Origin of the sequence: Bradyrhizobium sp. UNPA324, assembly GCF_006658635.1 — a bacterium.
In the GTDB taxonomy this organism is placed as follows: Bacteria; Pseudomonadota; Alphaproteobacteria; order Rhizobiales; family Xanthobacteraceae; genus Bradyrhizobium; species Bradyrhizobium nanningense.
Window position 1 is genome coordinate 2,335,880 of record NZ_LFJD01000004.1, and the last position, 19,345, is coordinate 2,355,224.

At 64.9% G+C, this 19,345-nt stretch carries 28 protein-coding genes; 13 read left to right on the forward strand and 15 right to left on the reverse strand.

Annotated features, from left to right (window positions below):
* The first annotated feature begins 108 nt into the window (after positions 1 to 108).
* Entirely contained in the window at positions 109 to 969 is an 861-nt protein-coding gene (gene sseA, locus UNPA324_RS11345) for a 3-mercaptopyruvate sulfurtransferase (protein ID WP_141934715.1), read from the forward strand.
* A 1-nt stretch (position 970) separates the two neighbouring features.
* On the opposite strand, the gene UNPA324_RS11350 is transcribed toward sseA, so the two are convergent.
* On the reverse strand, positions 971 to 1,840 hold the full coding sequence (locus UNPA324_RS11350) for a hypothetical protein (RefSeq protein WP_141934716.1): 870 nt from the start codon (positions 1,838 to 1,840) through the stop codon (positions 971 to 973).
* A 321-nt stretch (positions 1,841 to 2,161) separates the two neighbouring features.
* On the opposite strand from UNPA324_RS11350, the gene UNPA324_RS11355 reads away from it, so the two are divergent.
* Positions 2,162 to 3,367, forward strand: a complete 1,206-nt coding sequence (locus UNPA324_RS11355; protein ID WP_181769362.1) for a L,D-transpeptidase — start codon at positions 2,162 to 2,164, stop codon at positions 3,365 to 3,367.
* 57 nt (positions 3,368 to 3,424) lie between these two features.
* On the opposite strand, the gene UNPA324_RS11360 is transcribed toward UNPA324_RS11355, so the two are convergent.
* Both UNPA324_RS11360 and UNPA324_RS11365 read right to left on the reverse strand, forming a co-directional pair.
* Positions 3,425 to 4,387 carry a D-2-hydroxyacid dehydrogenase family protein gene (locus tag UNPA324_RS11360; protein ID WP_141934718.1) on the reverse strand — a complete coding sequence of 321 codons (963 nt, stop codon included), beginning with the start codon at positions 4,385 to 4,387 and terminating at the stop codon, positions 3,425 to 3,427.
* Between the two features lie 130 nt (positions 4,388 to 4,517).
* Positions 4,518 to 4,733, reverse strand: coding sequence for a hypothetical protein (locus UNPA324_RS11365; protein WP_063201904.1), 216 nt, complete (start codon positions 4,731 to 4,733; stop codon positions 4,518 to 4,520).
* A gap of 234 nt (positions 4,734 to 4,967) precedes the next feature.
* Between UNPA324_RS11365 and ettA the strand changes: the two genes are divergently transcribed.
* From ettA to UNPA324_RS11380, 3 genes are all read left to right on the forward strand, one after another.
* The gene (gene ettA / locus UNPA324_RS11370; protein WP_128917353.1) at positions 4,968 to 6,617 is read left to right on the forward strand and encodes an energy-dependent translational throttle protein EttA; all 1,650 of its coding nucleotides are present in this window, start codon (positions 4,968 to 4,970) and stop codon (positions 6,615 to 6,617) included.
* Between the two features lie 74 nt (positions 6,618 to 6,691).
* Positions 6,692 to 6,892: a hypothetical protein gene (locus UNPA324_RS11375; RefSeq protein WP_128917352.1), complete on the forward strand. Its 201-nt coding sequence runs from the start codon at positions 6,692 to 6,694 to the stop codon at positions 6,890 to 6,892.
* 53 nt (positions 6,893 to 6,945) lie between these two features.
* Entirely contained in the window at positions 6,946 to 8,133 is a 1,188-nt protein-coding gene (locus tag UNPA324_RS11380; RefSeq protein WP_246667296.1) for a lytic murein transglycosylase, read from the forward strand.
* An 81-nt stretch (positions 8,134 to 8,214) separates the two neighbouring features.
* Here UNPA324_RS11380 and UNPA324_RS11385 read toward each other — a convergent pair whose 3' ends face one another.
* On the reverse strand, positions 8,215 to 8,496 hold the full coding sequence (locus UNPA324_RS11385; RefSeq protein WP_128917350.1) for a hypothetical protein: 282 nt from the start codon (positions 8,494 to 8,496) through the stop codon (positions 8,215 to 8,217).
* A gap of 226 nt (positions 8,497 to 8,722) precedes the next feature.
* On the reverse strand, positions 8,723 to 9,046 hold the full coding sequence (locus tag UNPA324_RS11390) for a hypothetical protein (protein WP_128917349.1): 324 nt from the start codon (positions 9,044 to 9,046) through the stop codon (positions 8,723 to 8,725).
* Positions 9,047 to 9,181: 135 nt separating this feature from the next.
* On the opposite strand from UNPA324_RS11390, the gene UNPA324_RS35695 reads away from it, so the two are divergent.
* The 3 genes from UNPA324_RS35695 (at position 9,182) to bfr (ending at position 10,541) form a co-directional block, all read left to right on the forward strand.
* Positions 9,182 to 9,484 (forward strand): hypothetical protein, encoded by a 303-nt coding sequence (locus UNPA324_RS35695; protein WP_128917348.1) that lies wholly within the window; start codon positions 9,182 to 9,184, stop codon positions 9,482 to 9,484.
* Between the two features lie 161 nt (positions 9,485 to 9,645).
* On the forward strand, positions 9,646 to 9,918 hold the full coding sequence (locus UNPA324_RS11400; RefSeq protein WP_128917347.1) for a (2Fe-2S)-binding protein: 273 nt from the start codon (positions 9,646 to 9,648) through the stop codon (positions 9,916 to 9,918).
* A gap of 134 nt (positions 9,919 to 10,052) precedes the next feature.
* The gene (bfr, locus tag UNPA324_RS11405) at positions 10,053 to 10,541 is read left to right on the forward strand and encodes a bacterioferritin (RefSeq protein WP_024339472.1); all 489 of its coding nucleotides are present in this window, start codon (positions 10,053 to 10,055) and stop codon (positions 10,539 to 10,541) included.
* Positions 10,542 to 10,749: 208 nt separating this feature from the next.
* On the opposite strand, the gene UNPA324_RS11410 is transcribed toward bfr, so the two are convergent.
* The 3 genes from UNPA324_RS11410 to UNPA324_RS11420 all read right to left on the reverse strand — a co-directional run bounded on the left by UNPA324_RS11410 (position 10,750) and on the right by UNPA324_RS11420 (position 13,002).
* Positions 10,750 to 11,352, reverse strand: coding sequence for an MSMEG_1061 family FMN-dependent PPOX-type flavoprotein (locus tag UNPA324_RS11410; RefSeq protein WP_141934720.1), 603 nt, complete (start codon positions 11,350 to 11,352; stop codon positions 10,750 to 10,752).
* A gap of 77 nt (positions 11,353 to 11,429) precedes the next feature.
* The gene (locus tag UNPA324_RS11415) at positions 11,430 to 11,774 is read right to left on the reverse strand and encodes a hypothetical protein (protein WP_141934721.1); all 345 of its coding nucleotides are present in this window, start codon (positions 11,772 to 11,774) and stop codon (positions 11,430 to 11,432) included.
* Between the two features lie 166 nt (positions 11,775 to 11,940).
* Positions 11,941 to 13,002: an alpha/beta fold hydrolase gene (locus UNPA324_RS11420; RefSeq protein WP_141934722.1), complete on the reverse strand. Its 1,062-nt coding sequence runs from the start codon at positions 13,000 to 13,002 to the stop codon at positions 11,941 to 11,943.
* A 129-nt stretch (positions 13,003 to 13,131) separates the two neighbouring features.
* Between UNPA324_RS11420 and UNPA324_RS11425 the strand changes: the two genes are divergently transcribed.
* Both UNPA324_RS11425 and UNPA324_RS11430 read left to right on the forward strand, forming a co-directional pair.
* Entirely contained in the window at positions 13,132 to 13,398 is a 267-nt protein-coding gene (locus tag UNPA324_RS11425; protein ID WP_126255206.1) for a DUF2277 domain-containing protein, read from the forward strand.
* A 97-nt stretch (positions 13,399 to 13,495) separates the two neighbouring features.
* Positions 13,496 to 13,711, forward strand: coding sequence for a hypothetical protein (locus tag UNPA324_RS11430; RefSeq protein WP_128917342.1), 216 nt, complete (start codon positions 13,496 to 13,498; stop codon positions 13,709 to 13,711).
* A 133-nt stretch (positions 13,712 to 13,844) separates the two neighbouring features.
* On the opposite strand, the gene UNPA324_RS11435 is transcribed toward UNPA324_RS11430, so the two are convergent.
* A complete protein-coding gene (locus tag UNPA324_RS11435; RefSeq protein WP_128917341.1) occupies positions 13,845 to 14,366 on the reverse strand; it encodes a collagen-like domain-containing protein in 522 nt (173 codons plus the stop codon).
* Positions 14,367 to 14,525: 159 nt separating this feature from the next.
* On the opposite strand from UNPA324_RS11435, the gene UNPA324_RS11440 reads away from it, so the two are divergent.
* Positions 14,526 to 14,768, forward strand: coding sequence for a hypothetical protein (locus UNPA324_RS11440; protein ID WP_141934723.1), 243 nt, complete (start codon positions 14,526 to 14,528; stop codon positions 14,766 to 14,768).
* Here UNPA324_RS11440 and UNPA324_RS11445 read toward each other — a convergent pair.
* On the reverse strand, positions 14,765 to 15,013 hold the full coding sequence (locus tag UNPA324_RS11445) for a helix-turn-helix domain-containing protein (protein ID WP_128917339.1): 249 nt from the start codon (positions 15,011 to 15,013) through the stop codon (positions 14,765 to 14,767). The genes UNPA324_RS11440 and UNPA324_RS11445 overlap by 4 nt on opposite strands.
* Before the next feature lie 338 nt (positions 15,014 to 15,351).
* On the reverse strand, positions 15,352 to 16,119 hold the full coding sequence (locus UNPA324_RS11450) for an SDR family NAD(P)-dependent oxidoreductase (protein ID WP_128917338.1): 768 nt from the start codon (positions 16,117 to 16,119) through the stop codon (positions 15,352 to 15,354).
* A 111-nt stretch (positions 16,120 to 16,230) separates the two neighbouring features.
* On the opposite strand from UNPA324_RS11450, the gene UNPA324_RS11455 reads away from it, so the two are divergent.
* Positions 16,231 to 16,716: a J domain-containing protein gene (locus tag UNPA324_RS11455; RefSeq protein ID WP_128917337.1), complete on the forward strand. Its 486-nt coding sequence runs from the start codon at positions 16,231 to 16,233 to the stop codon at positions 16,714 to 16,716.
* A gap of 69 nt (positions 16,717 to 16,785) precedes the next feature.
* On the opposite strand, the gene UNPA324_RS11460 is transcribed toward UNPA324_RS11455, so the two are convergent.
* From UNPA324_RS11460 to UNPA324_RS11470, 3 genes are all read right to left on the reverse strand, one after another.
* Complete coding sequence (locus tag UNPA324_RS11460) at positions 16,786 to 17,037, reverse strand: hypothetical protein (RefSeq protein ID WP_128917336.1); 252 nt, start codon at positions 17,035 to 17,037, stop codon at positions 16,786 to 16,788.
* 238 nt (positions 17,038 to 17,275) lie between these two features.
* Complete coding sequence (locus UNPA324_RS11465) at positions 17,276 to 17,536, reverse strand: hypothetical protein (RefSeq protein WP_128917335.1); 261 nt, start codon at positions 17,534 to 17,536, stop codon at positions 17,276 to 17,278.
* 154 nt (positions 17,537 to 17,690) lie between these two features.
* Positions 17,691 to 18,074, reverse strand: coding sequence for a RidA family protein (locus UNPA324_RS11470; protein WP_128917334.1), 384 nt, complete (start codon positions 18,072 to 18,074; stop codon positions 17,691 to 17,693).
* A gap of 461 nt (positions 18,075 to 18,535) precedes the next feature.
* On the opposite strand from UNPA324_RS11470, the gene UNPA324_RS11480 reads away from it, so the two are divergent.
* The gene (locus UNPA324_RS11480; protein ID WP_128917332.1) at positions 18,536 to 18,970 is read left to right on the forward strand and encodes a hypothetical protein; all 435 of its coding nucleotides are present in this window, start codon (positions 18,536 to 18,538) and stop codon (positions 18,968 to 18,970) included.
* 143 nt (positions 18,971 to 19,113) lie between these two features.
* Here the strand turns inward: UNPA324_RS11480 and UNPA324_RS11485 are convergent.
* The coding region (locus UNPA324_RS11485; RefSeq protein WP_502705452.1) for a glutathione S-transferase family protein at positions 19,114 to 19,345 on the reverse strand (232 nt) is incomplete at its 5' end.

Sequence of the window (19,345 nt, forward strand, 5' to 3'; positions counted from 1 at the left end):
GGCCGGGCTCGTCCCGGCCATCCACGTTCTCACCTGCGGGTCGAAAGACGTGGATGCCCGGGACGAGCCCGGGCATGACGACCGAGAAAGCTGCCGGAGAGTACATCAATGACTGACACCGCCACCGACCCCCTCGTCTCCACCGAATGGCTCGCCGCCCACATGGGCGACGCCAACGTCAAGATTCTCGACGCCAGCTTCAAGCTGCCGGGCGTGCTGCCGCTGCCGAAGGACGATTATCTCGCCGCGCATCTGCCGGGCGCGGCCTTCTTCGACGTCGATGCGGTGTCAGACCATTCCAACCCGCTGCCGCACATGTATCCGAGCGCCGAGCAGTTCGGACGTGACGTCGGCAATCTCGGTATCTCCAACGCCGATACCGTCGTGATCTACGATGCCGGAGGCTGGGTTGCCGCGCCGCGCGCGTGGTGGATGTTCCTGGCCTTCGGCCACGACAACGTGCGCATCCTCAACGGCGGCCTGAAGAAGTGGCGGGCCGAGGGGCGCCCCGTGGAGAGTGGCGAGGTGAAGCCGAAGCCGGCGACGTTCAAGGCGAGCTACGATCCAAAGCGCGTGCGCAGCATGCAGCAGCTGATCGCCAACGTCGAAAGCCGTGCCGAGCAGGTGATCGACGCCCGCGCCGCCGACCGCTTCGAGGGCCGCGCGCCCGAGCCGCGCGCGGGCATCCGCTCCGGCCACATCCCCGGCGCCCGCAACGTGCCCTACAATCTGCTGTTCGACGCCGCGACCGGCACGATGAAGCCGCTCGAGGATCTGCGCGCCGCCTTCACCGGCGCCGGCGTCAAGCTCGATGCGCCGATCGTGACCAGCTGCGGCTCCGGCGTCTCCGCCGGCGTGCTGACGCTCGCGCTCTATCGCTTAGGCGTCACCGACACCGCGCTCTATGACGGCTCCTGGTCGGAATGGGGCCAGGAGGGCGGCCCGGCAATCGCGACCGGGCCGGCGTAAATTACTGGCGCGACCTCGTGGCCGTCGTCGTCGCAAACGTCTGCTGCTGACCGAACGGATCGAGCTGCTGCTGCAACTGCTGAGGCGGCGGACGGCGCACGACGCGGTGCCGCTTCTTCGCTTTCGCCTGCCGCTTCGTCGCCTTGCCGTCAGATTTGCTGTCCGCCTTGTCAGGCTTGGCCTCAGACTTAGCTTCAGACTTAGCCTCGGACTTGGCCTTCGCCGGCACGTCCTTCACGACCGTCGTCGCCGGGGCGTTCAGCGCCGCAACCTTGTCCGAGGCGATCTCGAGCGCCGAGGCGGCGGGGGCGGCATTGGAGTTGGCGGGAGCCGGCTCGCTGGCGGCCGCGACAGGCTGAATGTCAGGCTTGATCTCGGGAATCGATGCCGTGGTATCGGCCGGCGTGAGCGTGTCGGGGGACGCCGGGACGGTGGCTTCCGCCGTGGTCTCGGTCGGGACCGGCTCGACGGCCGCCGCTTCCGCCGGAGGCGGAGTGAGCTGCGGCTGAAGTTCGGCCTCGGTTGTCGGCGCGCCGGCTTGCTCAGGCTCACTCGCCGGCAATCCAATGGTCGGCACGAGGTCGCGCAACGACGGCTCCGGCTCGGCCATCACCTCGGGTTCGGCGCGAAGGACCGCGAGCACGGGCGGGGCAGGCTCGGGAGCCTGGGCGAACCTCTGCTCCTGCGGCCCGTTCAGCCAGGACGAGTTGTTGGCATACTGCTCGTGGCTCGCCCGCAATAGCGCGGCGGCGCCCAGGCCGAACACCAGGATGGAGGTTGACAGCAGGATCGCGGCAAACAGGAAGCGAAAGCCGGGAAGCATCGAGCGGTTACGAATTTCCGCCCCGGCGGCGTGGGTGCCAGGGCCCATGAGCCATCTGAACGCGGTGACGGTACTGTTTGCCGCGTTCGCCGCGCGGAGATCGGGAGCTCAAATGGACGGCGAATCAGGCTGATTCGAACATAGCGCAACGATTCCGACCCGTTCCCTTAAATTCGGGGCCGATGTGTCAGGCAATTCACGACACGATGCGATTTCCGCCCCGTGATGCAACGGGGCAACGGTAGTCTTGCGGATCACAAATCGGCAAAACCGGCGCAAATATGCCTGATATGTCTTGAATGTGCCGCTATCTTCCGTCATCTGGCCGTTAACGGTCCGATCGGGCTTGGGGACTATACAAGAGCGATGATGATCAAACATTTTCTGACGATATGCGCTGCCGCAACAGTCGCTGCGGCGGGAACCTCGCTCGCGCAGGCTCAGAGCTATCCGGTCCAGCAGGCCCCGAGCTACGGCGCCCCGGCCGAGTATCGGCCCGGTGACCGCACGCCCAATTTCGACGCGCTGGATGACGAAGACGACGCGGCGCCGCAGGCATCGCTGCCGCCGCCCGGCCCGGGCGACGATTCGCGCTATGGCCGCCCGGCCGGCGCACCCCCAGTCTACTCGGCCGCGCCGCAGGGGCCGGTGATGTCGCCGGATGATCCGCGTTATGGCCGCCCCGCTGGCGCTCCGCCGGTCTATTCGGCCGCCCCGCCGCAGGGCCCCGTGATGTCGCCCGACGATCCCCGCTATGGCCGCCCCGCCGGTCCGCCGCCGGTGATCTATGCCAATCGTCCGGATCAGCAGGGACAGGCTCCCGCCGGTGACGGCGTGCGTCCGCCGGAGGCTGTCGGCGGTCCCGCCGCGACCGGAGCGGTCCAGGCCGGCCAGCCGCCCGTCGGCACTGATGGCCGTCCCGTGACGATTGCCTCGCTGCCGCCCGAGGAGCAGCCCGACGCTGCGCCGGCGCAGTTGCCGCCGAACCTGCGCCGCCAGGAGGTTTCGTTCCAGACCAAGGAGCCGGCCGGCACCCTCGTGGTCGATACGCCGAATACCTATCTCTACTACGTGCTCGGCAATGGCCGCGCGATCCGCTACGGCGTCCGCGTCGGCCGCGACGGCTTCACCTGGACCGGCGTGCAGAAGATCACCCGCAAGGCCGAGTGGCCGGATTGGCATCCGCCGACCGAGATGATCGAGCGCCAGCCCTATCTGCCGCGCTTCATGGCCGGCGGTCCCGGCAATCCGTTAGGGGCCCGCGCGATGTATCTCGGCTCGACCGTCTACCGCATCCATGGCACCAACCAGCCCTCGACCATCGGCAAGTTCGTCTCGTCGGGCTGTATCGGCATGCTGAACGAGGACGTCTCCGACCTGTTCGATCGCGTCAAGGTCGGCACCCGCGTGGTCGTGATGCCGGGCGGCCCGCCGCCGGGAACGGCGACCGCATCCGCGGCGCCCGCCTCCGGTGCTGCTGCCGGTCCGGCTCCGATGGCCGCTCAGGCTGGTCCGGTCCCGGGCACGCAGCCGACCGTGGTGCCGCCGCTGCCCGCGCCGGTCACCGTGCGCTAAGAGCTTCGCGAGAACTGGATTGCAGAAGGGCGTGCCGTCGGCACGCCCTTCGTCGTTTCAGACGAGCTTGCGCGGCAAATCACTGCCTTTGGTGAAGGCATCGATCGCCTCGACCATCTGACCGTAATGGATGCCAAGACCATCCTTGGTGGCGTAGCCGAGATGCGGCGTCAGCACGAGGTTGTCGAGCTTGCGGAAGGGATGGTCGACCGGCAGCGGCTCGACTGCGAACACATCTAAGCCGGCGCCCGCAATCCTGCGCTGCTGCAACGCTTCGAGCAGCGCCTGCTCGTCCACGATCGGCCCGCGCGCGGTGTTGACGAGAAAAGCCGTCGGCTTCATCCGGGCCAGGTCCTCGCGGCTGACGAGACCACGCGAGCGCTCGCTCAGCACGACATGGATGGTGACGATATCGGCCTTGGCGAACAGCTCCTCCTTGGTGGCGTAGCCGACGCCTGCGCCTGCGCACTTCTCTGGCGTCAGGTTCGGGCTCCAGGCGATCACATTCATGCCGAACGCCTTGGCGATCCCAGCCATCTTGCTGCCGAGCTTGCCGAGCCCGATGATGCCGAGCGTCATGCCCTCGATCTCGACGCCGGCAAAGGTCTGCCAGGCTTCGCCCGAATGCATGCGCGCATTCTCGCGGCCGATGCCGCGGGTCAGCTCCAGGATCAGGCCCATGGCGAGGGGTGCGGTCGGGTCACGCGAATATTGCGTGCCGCCGACGACGATGCCGCGCGCCCTGGCAGCCTCCATGTCGATCGCGGCGTTGCGCATGCCGGAGGTCAGGAGCAGCTTCAGCTTCGGCAAGCTCTCGAACAGGCTCTTGGGGAATGCGGTGCGCTCGCGCATCGCGCAAATGATCTCGAAGTCGGCCAGCGCGCTGGCCGCGGCCTGTTCGGAGGCAAAGGGATGGCTGAACACGGTGACGTCGACGCGGTCGGACAGTTTCTGCCAGTCGGCGGCGTCGAGCGCGAGGTTGAAATAGTCGTCGAGAATTGCACAGCGCAGCCGGCTCATCAGCGTTCATCCATGGCGAGAGGTGAGGGCGCTGGGTGGGCGCCATCGTCGAAATCAGGCCATGGTTGCGCGCAATCGCACCCGCGCGCAAGTCGCTGCGGTCTTCAAAAGTCCGATAGGGAAAGGCCGCTCAGAGGTCGCGGGGCTTCAGGCGGAACGGCGCATCCATGCCGTGCTTGGCGCGCCAGGCGGGGCCGGGGCCGCGCATGTAGTGCAGTTCGGGCCGATAGGGATTGAAGGCGGTGGCGAAGAAGCGCTTCCAGAATCCCTTGATCTCCGAGGCGAAGTCGGAGACGTGGCCGGCTTCTGCCGGAACAGGAAGAGAATGGGTCTCGATCAGAGCCATGATGCGGCCTCGCTGTGCTCCCGTTCGTTCTGAGCGGGTGGCGCTGTTTCCGCGCGAAACCGAGCTTTCGGCCTGATTTATTAAAAGATGGTTTCAATTGTCCGGATCGATGGCCGGATGGTGTCCGGTCCGTATTCATCCGTGGTGAACGGACGGAAAACGTTGCCCTTTTGGGACGGGATCGCTACATCGCAGGCGAAGCAAATTTCCTCAAATCGAAGGTTTTCGGGACCGATGGCGCGCCAGTTCATCTACTTCATGCAGGGCCTGACCAAGAGTTACCCGACCCGGAAGGTGCTCGATAACATCCATCTGTCGTTCTACCCGGACGCCAAGATCGGCGTGCTCGGCGTCAACGGCTCGGGCAAGTCGACGCTGCTCAAGATCATGGCCGGCCTCGACAAGGAATACACCGGCGAGGCCTGGGTCGCCGAGGGCGCCCGCGTCGGCTATCTCGAGCAGGAGCCGCAGCTCGATCCGAAGCTCTCGGTGCGCGAGAACGTCATGCAGGGCGTCGCCAAGAAGAAGGCGATCCTCGATCGCTACAATGAGCTGGCGATGAACTACTCGGAGGAAACCGCCGACGAGATGACCAAGCTGCAGGACGAGATCGAGGCCCAGGGCCTCTGGGATCTCGATAGCAAGGTCGACCAGGCCATGGACGCACTGCGCTGCCCGCCCGACGATGCCGACGTGACCAAGCTCTCCGGCGGTGAGCGTCGCCGCGTCGCGTTGTGCAAGCTGCTGCTCGATCAGCCCGAGCTTCTGCTGCTGGACGAGCCCACCAACCATCTCGACGCCGAGTCGGTGTCGTGGCTGGAAGGACATCTGCGCAACTATCCCGGCGCGATCCTGATCGTCACCCACGACCGCTACTTCCTCGACAACGTCACGGGCTGGATCCTCGAGCTCGATCGCGGCCGCGGCATTCCTTACGAGGGCAATTACTCGTCCTGGCTGGTGCAGAAGCAGAAGCGTCTGGAGCAGGAAGGACGCGAGGACGCCGCCCACCAGAAGACGCTCGCCCGCGAGCAGGAATGGGTCGCCTCCTCGCCGAAAGCGCGCCAGGCCAAGTCCAAGGCCCGCTACCAGCGCTATGAGGAGCTGCTCAAGCAGGCGAGCGAGAAGCAGACCCAGACCGCGCAGATCATCATTCCCGTTGCCGAGCGGCTCGGTGCCAACGTGGTCGATTTCGAGGGGCTCAGCAAAGGCTTCGGCGATCGCCTCTTGATCGACAATCTCACCTTCAAACTGCCGCCCGGTGGCATCGTCGGCGTCATCGGTCCCAACGGTGCCGGCAAGACCACGCTGTTCAAGATGATCACGGGCCAGGAGAAGCCGGACTCAGGCACGATCACGGTCGGCGAGACCGTGCATCTCGGCTATGTCGACCAGTCGCGCGATGCGCTCGACGGCAAGAAGACCGTGTGGGAGGAAATCTCCGGCGGCAACGAACTGATCCTGCTCGGCAAGAAGGAAGTGAATTCGCGCGGCTACTGCTCGTCGTTCAACTTCAAGGGCGCGGACCAGCAGAAGAAGGTCGGCGCGCTCTCCGGCGGTGAACGTAACCGCGTGCATCTGGCCAAGATGCTGAAGTCCGGCGCCAACGTGCTGCTGCTCGACGAGCCGACCAACGACCTCGACGTCGACACGCTGCGCGCGCTCGAAGAGGCGCTGGAGGACTTTGCCGGCTGCGCCGTCATCATCAGCCACGATCGCTGGTTCCTCGACCGTATCGCGACCCACATCCTGGCCTTCGAAGGCGACAGCCACGTCGAATGGTTCGAAGGCAACTTCCAGGACTACGAGAAGGACAAGATGCGCCGGCTCGGCCAGGACAGCATCATCCCGCACCGTATGAAGTACAAGAAGCTGACGCGGTGATGTCGGCACGCCGGCCACCTCCGGGGGCGTTGGCTGGCATTTTCATCAGGTCAGGTCCGTGATAAAGTGGATCGATGGTTGAGCCTGACAACATGGTCCTCGAGCTCCTGCGTCCCATTCGCGGCGCCGTCGACGATGTGCGAGATGATATCCGTGAGATGAAGCAGCGTATTGGCAATCTGGAGAGCCAATACGCCAATATGTCGAACCGGCTCGACCGTATGGATGTTCGCATTGAGCGAATAGAGCGACGTCTCGATCTGGCTGACGCGTGAACGGGCTGAGCCGATCGAGTTTGGCGGCCGTCGCGTCCGCTCTGTTCCTCGGATTGCTCGTGCCCACTTCGGCCTCTTCGGCCGACGCCGCCTTTACCCAGTTCATCGCCTCGCTCTGGCCGGAGGCGCAGGCAGAAGGCGTCTCGCGCACGACGTTCGACGAGCAGACGCGCGGTCTCGAGCCGGACTACAAGCTACCCGACCTGATCTTGCCCGGGCGTCCCGCGACTGGCGCGCCATCGCAGGCCGAGTTCGTGCAGGTGCCCGCTGATTATGTCAAGGAAGCCTCGATCGCGCGGCTCGCGGGCGAGGGACAGCGGCTGCTGCAAAAATATCGCGCCGCGCTGAGCGAGATCGAAAAGAAGTCAGGCGTGCCGGCGACCGTGATGCTCGCGATCTGGGGCCGCGAGACCGATTATGGCCGCTACACGCTGCCTTACGATCTCGTCCGCGTGCTGGCGACGCAGGCCTATGTCGGGCGCCGCAAGGATCAGTACCGCACCGAGTTCATCCTCGCGCTGAAGATCCTGGGCGACGGCGTGGTGACGCGCAAGGAGATGCGCTCGTCCTGGGCCGGCGCCACCGGGCTGACGCAGTTCCTGCCGTCCGAATATTACAAGCATGGCGTCGATTTCGACGGCGATGGCCGCATCGACATCTGGCACTCGGTGCCGGATGCGCTGGCCTCGGCCGCGCAACAGCTTGTCAACAAGGGCTGGCAGAGCGGCGTGCGCTGGGCCTACGAAGTGCAGGCGCCCGCGAAGATCGATTGCACGCTTGGCGTGCCCGAGATGACGAAGCCGATCGGCCAGTGGCTGCGCGAAGGTTTTGTGCCGGTGCGCGGCCAAAAGCTCAGCGCGGCGGAGCAGGCGCAGCCGGCCTCGCTGCTGCAGCCGGAGGGCATCTACGGCCCGTCGTTCCTGACCACGAAGAATTACTTCGTCATCAAGGAATACAATTTCTCCGACCTCTATGTGTTGTTCGTGGGCCACCTCAGCGACCGCATGACGAGCCCGCTGCCGTTCGCAACGCCCTGGTCGGCCTCCAAGCAGCTGCGTACGAAAGACGTCGAGACCATGCAGCGCGGGCTCACGCGCGTCGGGCTCTACAAGGACAAGATCGACGGCAAGGCCGGCATGCAGACGCGCGCGGCGCTGGGCGCTTATCAGAAATCGGCGGGGCTCAAGGTCGATTGCTGGCCGAGCGAAGAGGTGCTGCGCTCGATCCAGGCGGCGCGATAGCGCAGCGGCAAAAAGAAAAAGCCCGGCCGATGGTCTCGGCCGGGCTTCAATCGCGACGCTCGTGAGCGCGGTGCGATCAGATCAGTAGCAAACGCGGACCGGGCGGCTCACCCAGCCGTAGCCATCCCAATAGCGCTCACGGCGCCAGTAGCATGGCGCGGGCGGCGGGGGCTCGGCGACGTAGACGGGCCCGCCATAGGCGGGACGGCTCGACGCGATGGCGCCGCCGACGATGGCGCCGCCGATCAGGCCGGCCGCGATGCCGGCGCCGACGCCGTCACCGGCTTTCGCGGGCGGCGTGGCGGTGACCAGCGAACCGGCGATCGTCGCAACCGTGAGGGCGGCAACTAAAGTCTTGTTCATGCTCTTGGCTCTCCTGGGAGATGGGGTCCTCTTGTTAGAGGCGCCCGGGTTTCAAAGGTTCACGCACACGCTGAGGGAATTGGCCGTGCAGCTAGGAAGCGCGCAATTGGTCAACCCACGGTAAACGCACACGGAGCTGTGACGTGAAAAAGCGGTCTTTTTCAGGCCCCGAGATGAACAGCGCATCCGTAGTGAACCGGTCCAAACGAACCCTGCCCGCGGCGCCTCAGCCACAGACTCTGACGCGGCGGACGCGCCAGCCATAGCCGTCCCAGAAGCGCTGCTTCTGCCAGACGCAGCCGCCGCCATAATAGTCGTCAGCGACATAGCCGGGACCCGGTGCATAGTAGCGGGGCGGGTAGTAGCCCGGCTCGTAATAGCCCGGGCCGGGTCCGTAATAGTACGGAGATGCCAGCGCGCCGCCGACAATGGCGCCGCCGATGATCCCGGCCGCCACGCCCGCGGCGACACCGCGCTGGGCCTGGGCCGGCGTTCCGGCCGCAACGGCCAAGGTGGCGACGGCGGCGACCGCCAGGAGCAATTTCTTCATTGGCTTGACCTTTCGTACAAACACTCTGGGACCCTTTGGGGGGAGAGTTCCATATTTCGCTTGAATGATCAATGAACGGCACCTTTGCCGGGCACGACCAATTCAATGGACCGCGGCTCTGCCAGGGAGGCGATAATGGGCAACGCGATGATAAACGCATTGATCGCTGCCGGGATCGTTTTTGCGATCGGCTATGGCTGGTTGACCCACCTCCAGAACCGCGGCCGACGCTCGCGCGCCGGCGCTGGTGGCGACGGCGGGAGCAGCAGCGACACCTCCTGCAGCGGGACGAATGACGGGTTCTCACTGGGGAGCTGGTTTTCCGGCGACGGTTCAGGGAGTTCGACAGATGGCGGCAGCTGTTCCAGCAGCGATAGCAGCGGTGGTGGCGGGGATTGTGGAGGTGGCGGCGACGGTGGTGGGGGCGGCGGCGACTAGATCCGCTCTAATCTTGATTCAGCGCAACGCCGGGTTTTGAAGCCGCTCTAGGTTGCCAATGGGCCAGTTTGGAATAGCTTCAAATACCGGTTTTTCCTTTTGCATCCGGCCGGCTCGTTAAATATCGATGATGTCGCATCACCGAAGGGCCTGCCGCTTCCATGATCGTTTGTTCCTGTAATGTGCTGAGCGATGACGACATCCGCGCCGCCGTCGCCGAGTCCGACGACGCCGTGCGCCATGCCAAGCAGGTCTATGGATGCCTCGGCTGTAGCGCCGAATGCGGCCGCTGCGCGCGGACGATCAAGACCATCATCGACGAAGCGCTTGGCCCCTGCGCCCAGTCCTGCTGTACCGGCTGCCCGCACAACCACACGGTGGCAGCCAATGACGAGACGGCCGAGCCCGCCCAGTTCGCCCTCGCAGCCTGCTGAAATCTTCCCGCCGGATTGGCTGAGCTTTTCCCCGGCTGCGTTCTCGGTAGCCAGTTGCCCTCATCCGCAAACTGACTTAGAAACGTTCTAAAGTCGGTTGGGGCCGATTTGGACTGCAAGAGCTGGAGTGAATCATGCAGGGCGACGCAAAAGTTATCGACTATCTCAACAAGGCGCTGCGTCACGAACTGACTGCGATCAACCAGTACTGGCTGCACTACCGCTTTCTCGACAATTGGGGCCTGCTCGACATGGCCAAGGTCTGGCGCAAGGAGTCCATCGAGGAGATGGAGCATGCCGACAAGCTCACCGCGCGCATCCTGTTCCTCGACGGATTCCCGAACATGCAGGTGCTCGATCCCCTGCGCATCGGCCAGAACGTCAAGGAGATCATCGAGTGCGACCTCGCCGCCGAGATGAGCGCGCGGGCGCTCTACCAGGAAGCGGCGACCTACTGCCACGGCGCCAAGGACTATGTCACGCGTGACCTGTTCGAGAAGCTGATGAGCGACGAGGAGCACCACATCGACTTCCTCGAAACCCAGCTCGACCTGATCGGCCGCATCGGCCTCGAACTCTATACCCAGAAGCACGTCGGCGGGCTCGAGGGCGAGGGGCATTAATTCGACGCGCTAGCGCTGCCACACACTCGGTGTCGTCCCTGCGAAAGCAGGGACCCATAACTCCAGGGAGGAGTGTGGCGCGAGGCTGGTAACTCCGAATCTTCGCCAAACGCCTCCCTGTGGCTATCGCGACGAGCGCAAGCGCTCGCGCGGAGGTCGCGGATCTGCGCTGCGCTTGTCCGGGACGACACCGTCATTGTAGGAGCGCTCACAACTGCGTCTTGTAAATCTCTTCCACGGTCTCCTGGCTCGCCGGTTCGCCGAGGCCGGTCTGGTCGTGAATGACCGTGACGATGCTCGGCATCACCGAGCGCTGCACCTTCTCCGACGACCATAGCTTCGAGCGCATCAGCGCCTTGCCGCAGTGGAAATAGACTTCGTTGACGGCAACGTTCAGCACGGCGCGCGGCGGCTTACCGAACTCGACCATGGACGCGAGCAGACCCGGGTCGGCCGACAGCGTGCCGCGTCCGCCGACGCGCAGCGTCTCGTCGATGCCGGGGACGAAGAACAACAGCTGCACGAAGCCCGAGCCTTCGACGACGTTGCGAAAACTGTCGATGCGGTTGTTGCCGGAGCGGTCGGGCATCAATAGCTGGTTGGGGCCGGCGACGTGGACGAAGCCGATGCCGCCGCCGCGCGGTGAGGCATCGACGCTGCCATCGCTGCCCGATGTCGCGAGCACGCAGAACGGCGACATCTCGATGAATTTCTTCGCATGCGCGTCGATCGCGGGACGCGCCTTCGCAATCACGCGCGGGCTCGGCTTGGCATAGAAGGTGGCGAGGTCTTCGGCGCAAAGATCGGTCAACGGCGTGCCTCCGCATCGGATTGGCGGCAACCTACCCGATCGGGCCGCCGCCAGCCAATGGAATCGATGAAGACGCGTTACACGGCATCCGCCGGCACGAAGCAGCTGATGATGATGGCTCCGCGGTGGTGAACATACCACACGACGGCCTCGCCGACCGGATTGCCGCGGTCACGGATGATGGCGCGCTCGGGCACCTCCATCCATTGTCCTTCGATTGGCACCCAATAGCGGCCCGCGCGCACGTCGTAGTCGGTGCGATGGCCGTCGGAGATGTCGCAGCAGGGCACGCCGTTCGGCGCGATCACGCTCTTGAACCAGGCACGGATGTCGGGCGGGACGTGATCGTACTGCCCGTTGTCAAATGCGAACGCAGCGCTCGTCAGCGCGGCCAGCCAAACGCACAGTGCGAACCTGTGCATGCGATCCTCCCCCATCGCGTGTCGTGCCGTGGCGCGCCATTGTTCCGCGCCTCGATTCGTATCGTCGACGCGATTAAGCCCGAGCTGTCGGCGCATTGCATGCTCAAATAATATGCGGCGCCGAGACGCCGCACATGATGCGTTGCGATATGAGTGGTCTGCCGTCTTACATCGTCCGCTCCGGTGCGGTCTGCAGCAATTGTCGGACCTGCTCGCTGTAGAACTTTGCATTGCTGGTGGTGCCGTGGCCGCGCGTCTCGGTGCTTGCGGGGATGAGATACAGCTTGCCGTTCTTGACCCGCTTCATCGCTGCGTCCGTGATGCCGGTCTCGGGCGGGTTGCGCTCGTCGTCGGCGGAATTGATCAGCAGAAGCGAGGCCTCGATCGCTTCCAGCTTCTCGCCGGCATTGTAGTCGTGCGAGGACTCCCACTGGTAGACGAAGTCGTTGGCATCGGCCGTGATCGGTGCCGCCAGTCGGTCGTCGACCATCTTGTCGGCCTTGGCCGCGGTCGGCGCCTGCGATTGATAGGCCAGCGTTCCACCGATGCTCGCGATGCCGTAGGCAGTGACGGCGTATTTCATCATGCGCGGCTGGCTGGTGTAGTTGCCGCCATTGTACTCGGGATCGTTGCGGATGGTGTCGAGCATGATCCGCCGCATCATCCAGTTGCGCGATGCCATCTCGGTCGGCTGCGAAGCCATCGGCACCAACGCGTCCATCTCCTTCGGATATTTCTCGCCCCACAGCCAGGTTTGCATGCCGCCCATCGAATTGCCGATCACGAGCCGCAGATGCTTGACGCCGAGGCCTTCCGTCACCAGGCGATGCTGCGCTTCGACCATGTCGTCGTAATTGTATTTCGGAAAGCCGGTCTTCATGCCATCGGACGGCTTTGACGATTTGCCATGGCCGACCGCGTCGGGAATGATGATGTAATATTTGGAGGCGTCGAGCGGTTGCCCAGAGCCGAACAGTTCGCCCGCGAAGGCCGCTGACAGCATGCTTGCGCCCGAGCCGCCGGTGCCGTGAAGCACCAGCACCGGTTGGCCGGTCGGCTCGCCGACGGTCGTGTAGTGCAGCTTCAGCTCCGGGATGATCTCGCCGGTGTGGAACTTGAAATCTTTGGCGATCCAGTCGCCCTGCTTCGGGGCCGGATAATCTGCGGCCAATACGGATGTCGAGACGGATAGCAGGATGGCCGACAACGCCGCGCAAGTGGCTTTCATGTTTTCTCTCCCCGTTGCGGCTCGTCGTCGGCGGCCGCGTTAGGACGAAACTTAGCAGAAATGCCGGGAAGGATGTAGGATTTCGGCTCCGCCGATCGTCTTCATGGAAACATCCGGAGAGAGGCCTGCATGTGCCGCAACATCAAGACGCTGTTCAACTTCGAGCCGCCGGCGACGGAGGATGAGATCCACGCCAGCGCGTTGCAATTCGTGCGAAAATTGTCCGGCTTCAACAAGCCGTCGCAGGCCAACGAGGCGGCTTTCGACCGTGCCGTGGCGGAGGTCTCGGAGGCCGCGCGAAAACTGCTGAGCTCGCTGCATACCCATGCGCCGGCGCGCGACCGCGAGGTCGAGGCGGAGAGGGCCAGGGAGCGCTCGCGGCTGCGCTTCGGTTAGTGGGCGCCGGCCACTCGTTCCGTGATCTGGCTCACGGTATGGAGCGCCTGACTCCGCAATGATGTCTGCCGGGGTTTTGACAGCCCGGAGCACGACCATGAACCGCCCCCTACTTCCTCTGAAAGCAGGTGCCATCGTTTTCACGCTGCTATGGACGGCGTGGATGATGTGGTGGAGCGGCTCGGCCTCGCGCGCGAGCGTGATCATCCTGGCCCTGTGCGGCGCGGCGGTCGGCTATCTCTGGTACCGCGCCATGCGCTGGCAGTTCGAGCGCATGGGCATGCTCCCGCACAAGGATGATCCATCGGCCTGAACCGAGGCTCGTGTCCCGGACGCGGCGCAGCGCGTCAACGCTGCGACGCAGAGCCGGGCCCAGAAAATCGCGAGCCGCGCAGCATTGCATGCCGCGCTGCGTCCGGGGCACGCAACCAACTTGCCGCTTACTTCTAATCCTTCTGGCCGTGCTTCTTCTTTTTCTTCTTTTTCCTGGGCTCGTCGCCATCGCCGTCGTCGCTCTCGTTGTCGACGATCGCTGCGTCGGGCTCCTGCACGGCGGCTGCGAGTGCCTCGCGCTCGGTGGCTTCACGTTCGCGCTGGCGGCGGCGCTCGTCCCAGGCGTCGAACAGTTGATCGAGCCACGGCAGCACCTGTTCGATCGAGGGTAATTGACCGGCAGGTCCCGGCTCGCCGCGCGGGCCTTGCGGCCCCGCAGGTCCCTGCGGTCCAACAGGCCCCTGCGCGCCGATTGCCCCGCGCGGGCCGGCCTCGCCCTGCTTGCCTTGCGGACCGGGCTTGCCCTGAGGTCCCGCCTTTCCGATCGGCCCCGGCTTGCCTTGCGGACCCGGCTTGCCACGCGTGCCGTCGGGGCCGCGCCGGCCCGGATGACCCTGCGGTCCCGGCCGTCCCGGCTCGCCCTGCCGTCCGCGCGGTCCTTGAGGTCCCTGCCGTCGTCCCTGATCGTCTGCCACGCCGCTGCTCCCTTGACCGGAAGCAAGTTACTTAGCGGCGTTTGACGACAGCAGCAATTCCGCCCGCGCGGCACGCCGGGCTTGATCAACATCAATTGGCGGCACGCGCCCTGTGCCATCGATCCCACGGCCAGACCCAACTCTCGCGAGGACCGACCGATGCGCGCCGCGTGGAAAGTCTTTTGCCTGTTCGCCGTCGTCCTTGCAGCGGCGCTCGGCGTCGCTCACCAACTGGTGCCCGACGTCGTGGCGGTCGCATTCGCCGAGGAGCCGCAGCCGTCATGGGCTGTCATGACGGCCTTCTTCCTCCGTGCGGTCGAGATCATCGCCGCCTCGGTCGCGATGATCGCGCTGGCGGTCATCGTCGGCGGACTGGTTCAGCGGCGACTTCTCGGACGCTAATCCTGGTAGGCGGGCACGTCGATGCCGGAGGCGGCGTAGAGCTTGATCTTGTTGCGCAGCGTGCGTACCGACAGGCCGAGCACGCGCGAGGCGCGCGTGCGGTTGCCGTCGCAGCGCGCGAGCGTCTGGAGCACGAGCTCGCGCTCGACCTCGTCGACCGTGGCGCCGATCAGAAGCGGAACGATCTGGTTAGGAGCAAGAAATTGCGCGCCCGGCTCGGACGCAGCGACATGAACAGTGGTCATCAATACACTCCCCGATCAACGCCCGCTTCCATCGTTGGAAGCGGATCGAGAACAAACGACCCCCAAGCCGTGGATCTACGGTGGTCGGGTTTGGTTAATGAAAGGTTAATTCGCCGCGGTCAGCACCAGATGACCTCGGGAATGCCGCGAAGCCGCCGCGATTGGCAGAAGGTGAATGGTGATGCGGACCTATCTCGCGCGGCAAATACGGTGTCATCGTCCGCGAAAGCGGACCATCCAGTACGCCGCGGACTCTCGGCGTCTCACTGTCGTCTCTGGAATACTGGATCGCCCGCCTTCGCGGGCGATGACACCGAGCAAATGGTGAGAACCTCTGATCACACCGTCCGATAGCCGCCGTCCACCATCACGATCGTTCCCGTGACATAGGCCGACAGATCCGAGGCGAGGAAGAGCGCGGGTCCGACGATATCCTCGGGCTTGCCGGTGCGCGCCAGCGGGGTGTGGTCGACGAAGGCCTGCACCAGCGCCGGATTGGTCGCGCGCACATTGGCGTTGATGTTGGTCTCGATGAAGCCCGGACCGATCGCGTTGACGCGCACGCCTTCCTTGCCGAGCTCGACGGCAAGCGCCTTGGTGAAGCCGAGCACGCCGTGTTTCGAGGTCGTATAGGCCGCCGAGCTCGGCGTGCGCAGATGCACGAAGGACTGGATCGAGCCGATATTGACGATGCGGCCCTTGCTGGCGCGCAAGGGTGCGAGGAAGGCCTGCGTCATGTTGAAGACGCCGTTGAGGTTGAGCGAGATGATGTCGTTCCAGTCCTTCGCCACCGTCTCGGTCTCGGCGGTGAAGGCGTTGCGGCGGGTGATGCCGGCATTGTTGACGAGGATCGAGACCTGCCCGACCTTGTCCGCGACCTGCTTTGCCAGCGCGAAGCAATCCTCGCGCCGGGTCACGTCGAGCGCAAAGCTCTCCGCCGTGCCGCCCGATTTTCGGATCTCCCGGGCGGCCTCCGCGACGGTCTCGGAATTGACGTCGAGCAGCACCACCTGCGCGCCTTCCCGCGCATAGCCGGCGGCGATCGCGCGGCCGATGCCGGAACCGGCCCCGGTAACGACGGCGATGTGGTTTGCAAGCAATGCCATGACATTTTCCTCCCGATTTCTTGTCGAAGTTTCACGAAACGCTAACTCGAAATTAAGGGGTCGGAAACGGCAGCCTTGGCATACTGATCTCGATTGCTAAACGTTGCGCGCATGATGGAACGGCTCGACTCCTGGAAACTCGCCCTTGAACGGCTGCGGTCGGCGCCATCGGCCGACTTCGCCGAGGCGGTCCGGCTCGTGGCCGAGATCGCGCGGATGAGCGTTGACCCCACGCTGCGTCAGGCGGCGGAGCAGGCGCTTCCGGTGCTGCGCCAGGCGGTCGACAATGACGACGACGGCGTCACGCTGGCGGCGCAGCGCCGTCTCGGCGTGGTGCTCGAGGTCGTCCATGATTTGACCGCGCCGCGCTTCGGCCGCCGCAACGCCAAGCCGAAGCAGCTCTCCAGCGAGGATCGCGCCCGTAAGATGCTGGGCCTGCCGCTCGCGGTGCAGCTGACCTGCGAGGACATCAACCAGGCCTATCGCCGCGCGGCCAAGGGCATGCATCCCGACCACGGCGGCAGCACGCAAGCCTTCATCGACCTCGCCGCCGCCCGCGACGTCCTGATCCATCCCGGCGCGCACAAGGACGCGTGAGAGCGTCTCATCAAAAACGAGCGGGCAAGGACGCTGGCGCCCTTGCCCGCCCTTCGTCCGCCGATCGAATTACCAGCTGCAGTGGCCGTTCTTCAACGCATGATCCTTCAACATGAGCGCGTCACCAAGGGTCGGCACGCTCGCGCTGACGCGGGAATAGTCGGAGGGCCACGGCGTGGTCGGGATGCTCTCGTCCCAGATCTGGCAGAAGCCGGTGTCCTGCCAGCGGATCAGGTGATAGCTGGCCTCCGCGGGGCTCGCCGCGACGAACGAGGTGACGGCAAGTCCGGCGGCAGCGCACAGCAGGGAAATACGACGCATGATTAGCTCCTCGAAATGAATGATGTGATGCGCCTCCCGGCAATGACGGGGAGGGCTGGTGCCGGACGCTTTTGGGGATGCGCGCCGGACAAGATGTGAGTAGTTGGACGTGTTGATCAGGTTCAAAGAACGCGCGCGCCATGGCTGACTTCGGCGGGACAAATCCGCGGTCCTGCAAAAAGAAAAGGACGGACCGCTTGCGCGATCCGTCCTTGAAATCCGTCTTGTCGCGTCAAGCCTAGAGCGTGCAGCGGCGTTCGGCGCGCAGCTTGATCTGGAGGTCGGACGCGGCCTGGAAGGTCGGCAGCGGCTTGCTGACCACCTTGTAGGTCGACACGCCAAACTGGAACGGCTTGTACTTCAGGTCCTCGTTCCAGACCTGGCAGATGCCGGTGTTGTCCCAGCGGATCACGTAATAGCCGACCGCCGCGGATGCGGGCCCGGCGAACACGGACGAAGCGATGCCGGCAACGGCACAGAGCGCGAGAACGCGACGCATGGAATATCTCCTTGTGGGGAAGAGTGACCCGAAAATTCGTGCGGTAAAAGCAGGTCCTTTGCAAGCCGGGGAGCGGCCGTTCACGGATATGTCAGACTGCGCAGGGCACTTGGTTTGGCGGAGTGCCCGGCAAGTCACACGCGCAAGGCGCGGCTCACTTCGCTAGCGAGGCCACCGCCTCGATTTCGATCAGCATCTTTGGATCGGGCAGCGCATGGACCACGCAGGTCGTGCGCGCCGGATAAGGCGGCGGGCCGAAGGCGCCGGCATAGAGCGCATTCATGGCGGCGACGTCGGAGGCGCGGGTCAGGAGCACGTTGACCTTGGCGAGGTCCCGGATTCCGGCGCCGGCCTCGTCCAGCACGCGCTTGATGTTGACGACGACATTGGCGAACTGCGCCTCGAAACTATCAGGCAGCGCGCCATTGACGTCGAAGCCGGGAATGCCCGAGACGAACAGGAGATCGCCGACGCGCGTCGCAAAGGACAGCGGCGGCGCCTTGACGTGCGGCGGGGGCGCGAAATGCTGGATCGGCATGGGATCACCTCGAAAGACGTTCGCTAAGGCCTGAGGGTAGCCGCAGGCGAGGGGCGCTCAAACCAAAAAATGCGAAAACAACCCCATGCACAGTAGGCATGAGATGGAAATCATTGGGCTTTTCAAATTCGGGAAGAGCGAAAATGAGGATTTGCTCCGTCGGGCAAGACAGGGGCAGAATGGCATGATGCGGTTGGCTTCGACGATGGCCCCTCACTCCGTCGTCATGCCCCGGCTTGACCGGGGCATCCAGTACGCCGCGGCAGACGTGGCGAGAGCGAGCCCTCCGACGAAGGCCTCTGGAATACTGGATCGCCCGGTTGAACCGGGCGATGACAGCTGAGTGTCTGGCGAACAACCCGACTGACGCCGCCCCCATCATGTTGCCGCCCCGATCAATCAGATACATTCGCCGCGTCTGATTCGAGTCCCCCCTAAAAAATAGCCCCCCGGAGACCCCCATGAAGCTCGCATCCACCCTTCGCGCCGCGCTGGTCGCCATTGCCGCCCTGGCCGGACTTTCGACCGCGGCAGAGGCCGACAGCGGTTTCGTGACGCTGACGATCTACAAGGCGGGCTGGATCATCGGCGGCTCTGGCGGGAGCGGAGTCCTCAGCTTCCGCGGCCGCACCTATGGGCTCTCCACCGGCGGCCTCGATTACGGCCTCGTCTTCGGAGGCTCCAAGACCGTGCTGCGCGGCCGCGTCAGCAACATCAACCGCCCCTCCGACGTCGCCGGGGTCTATGGCGCCGCCGGTGCCGGCCTTGCCGTCGGCGCCGGCGCCCGCGCCATCGTGCTGACCAACCAGAAGGGCGCTGTGCTGGAGCTGTCGGGAACGCAGGTCGGCCTGATGGCGAACGCAGATCTCAGCGGCCTTGCGATCACGATGCGGTAGGGCGGTGCGTAGGGTGGGTTAGCCCTGCGATTGCGCAAAGCGTAATCGCTCGGCGTAACCCACCACTTCTGTCACCGCGGAAAGAGAAGCGGTGGGTTACGCCGCGCGGGCTCCGCTTCGCGCCGCCGCGCAGCTGACTCACGCTACGAGCGCGATGCGGCCGTAAATACCGCCAACTGCGCGTCGAACGCCCGCCGGAACGCCGGCCGCGCTTCGCCGCGGGCGACATAGGCGGCGATATCAGGATATTCCTCCAGCAGGCCCGACGTATTCAGCCGGCGCAGCACCGTCACCATCATGAGATCGCCGGCGCTGAAGGCGCCGTCGAGCCAGTCGGCATCGCTGATGTGGCGGGACAAATCGCCGAGCCCTTTA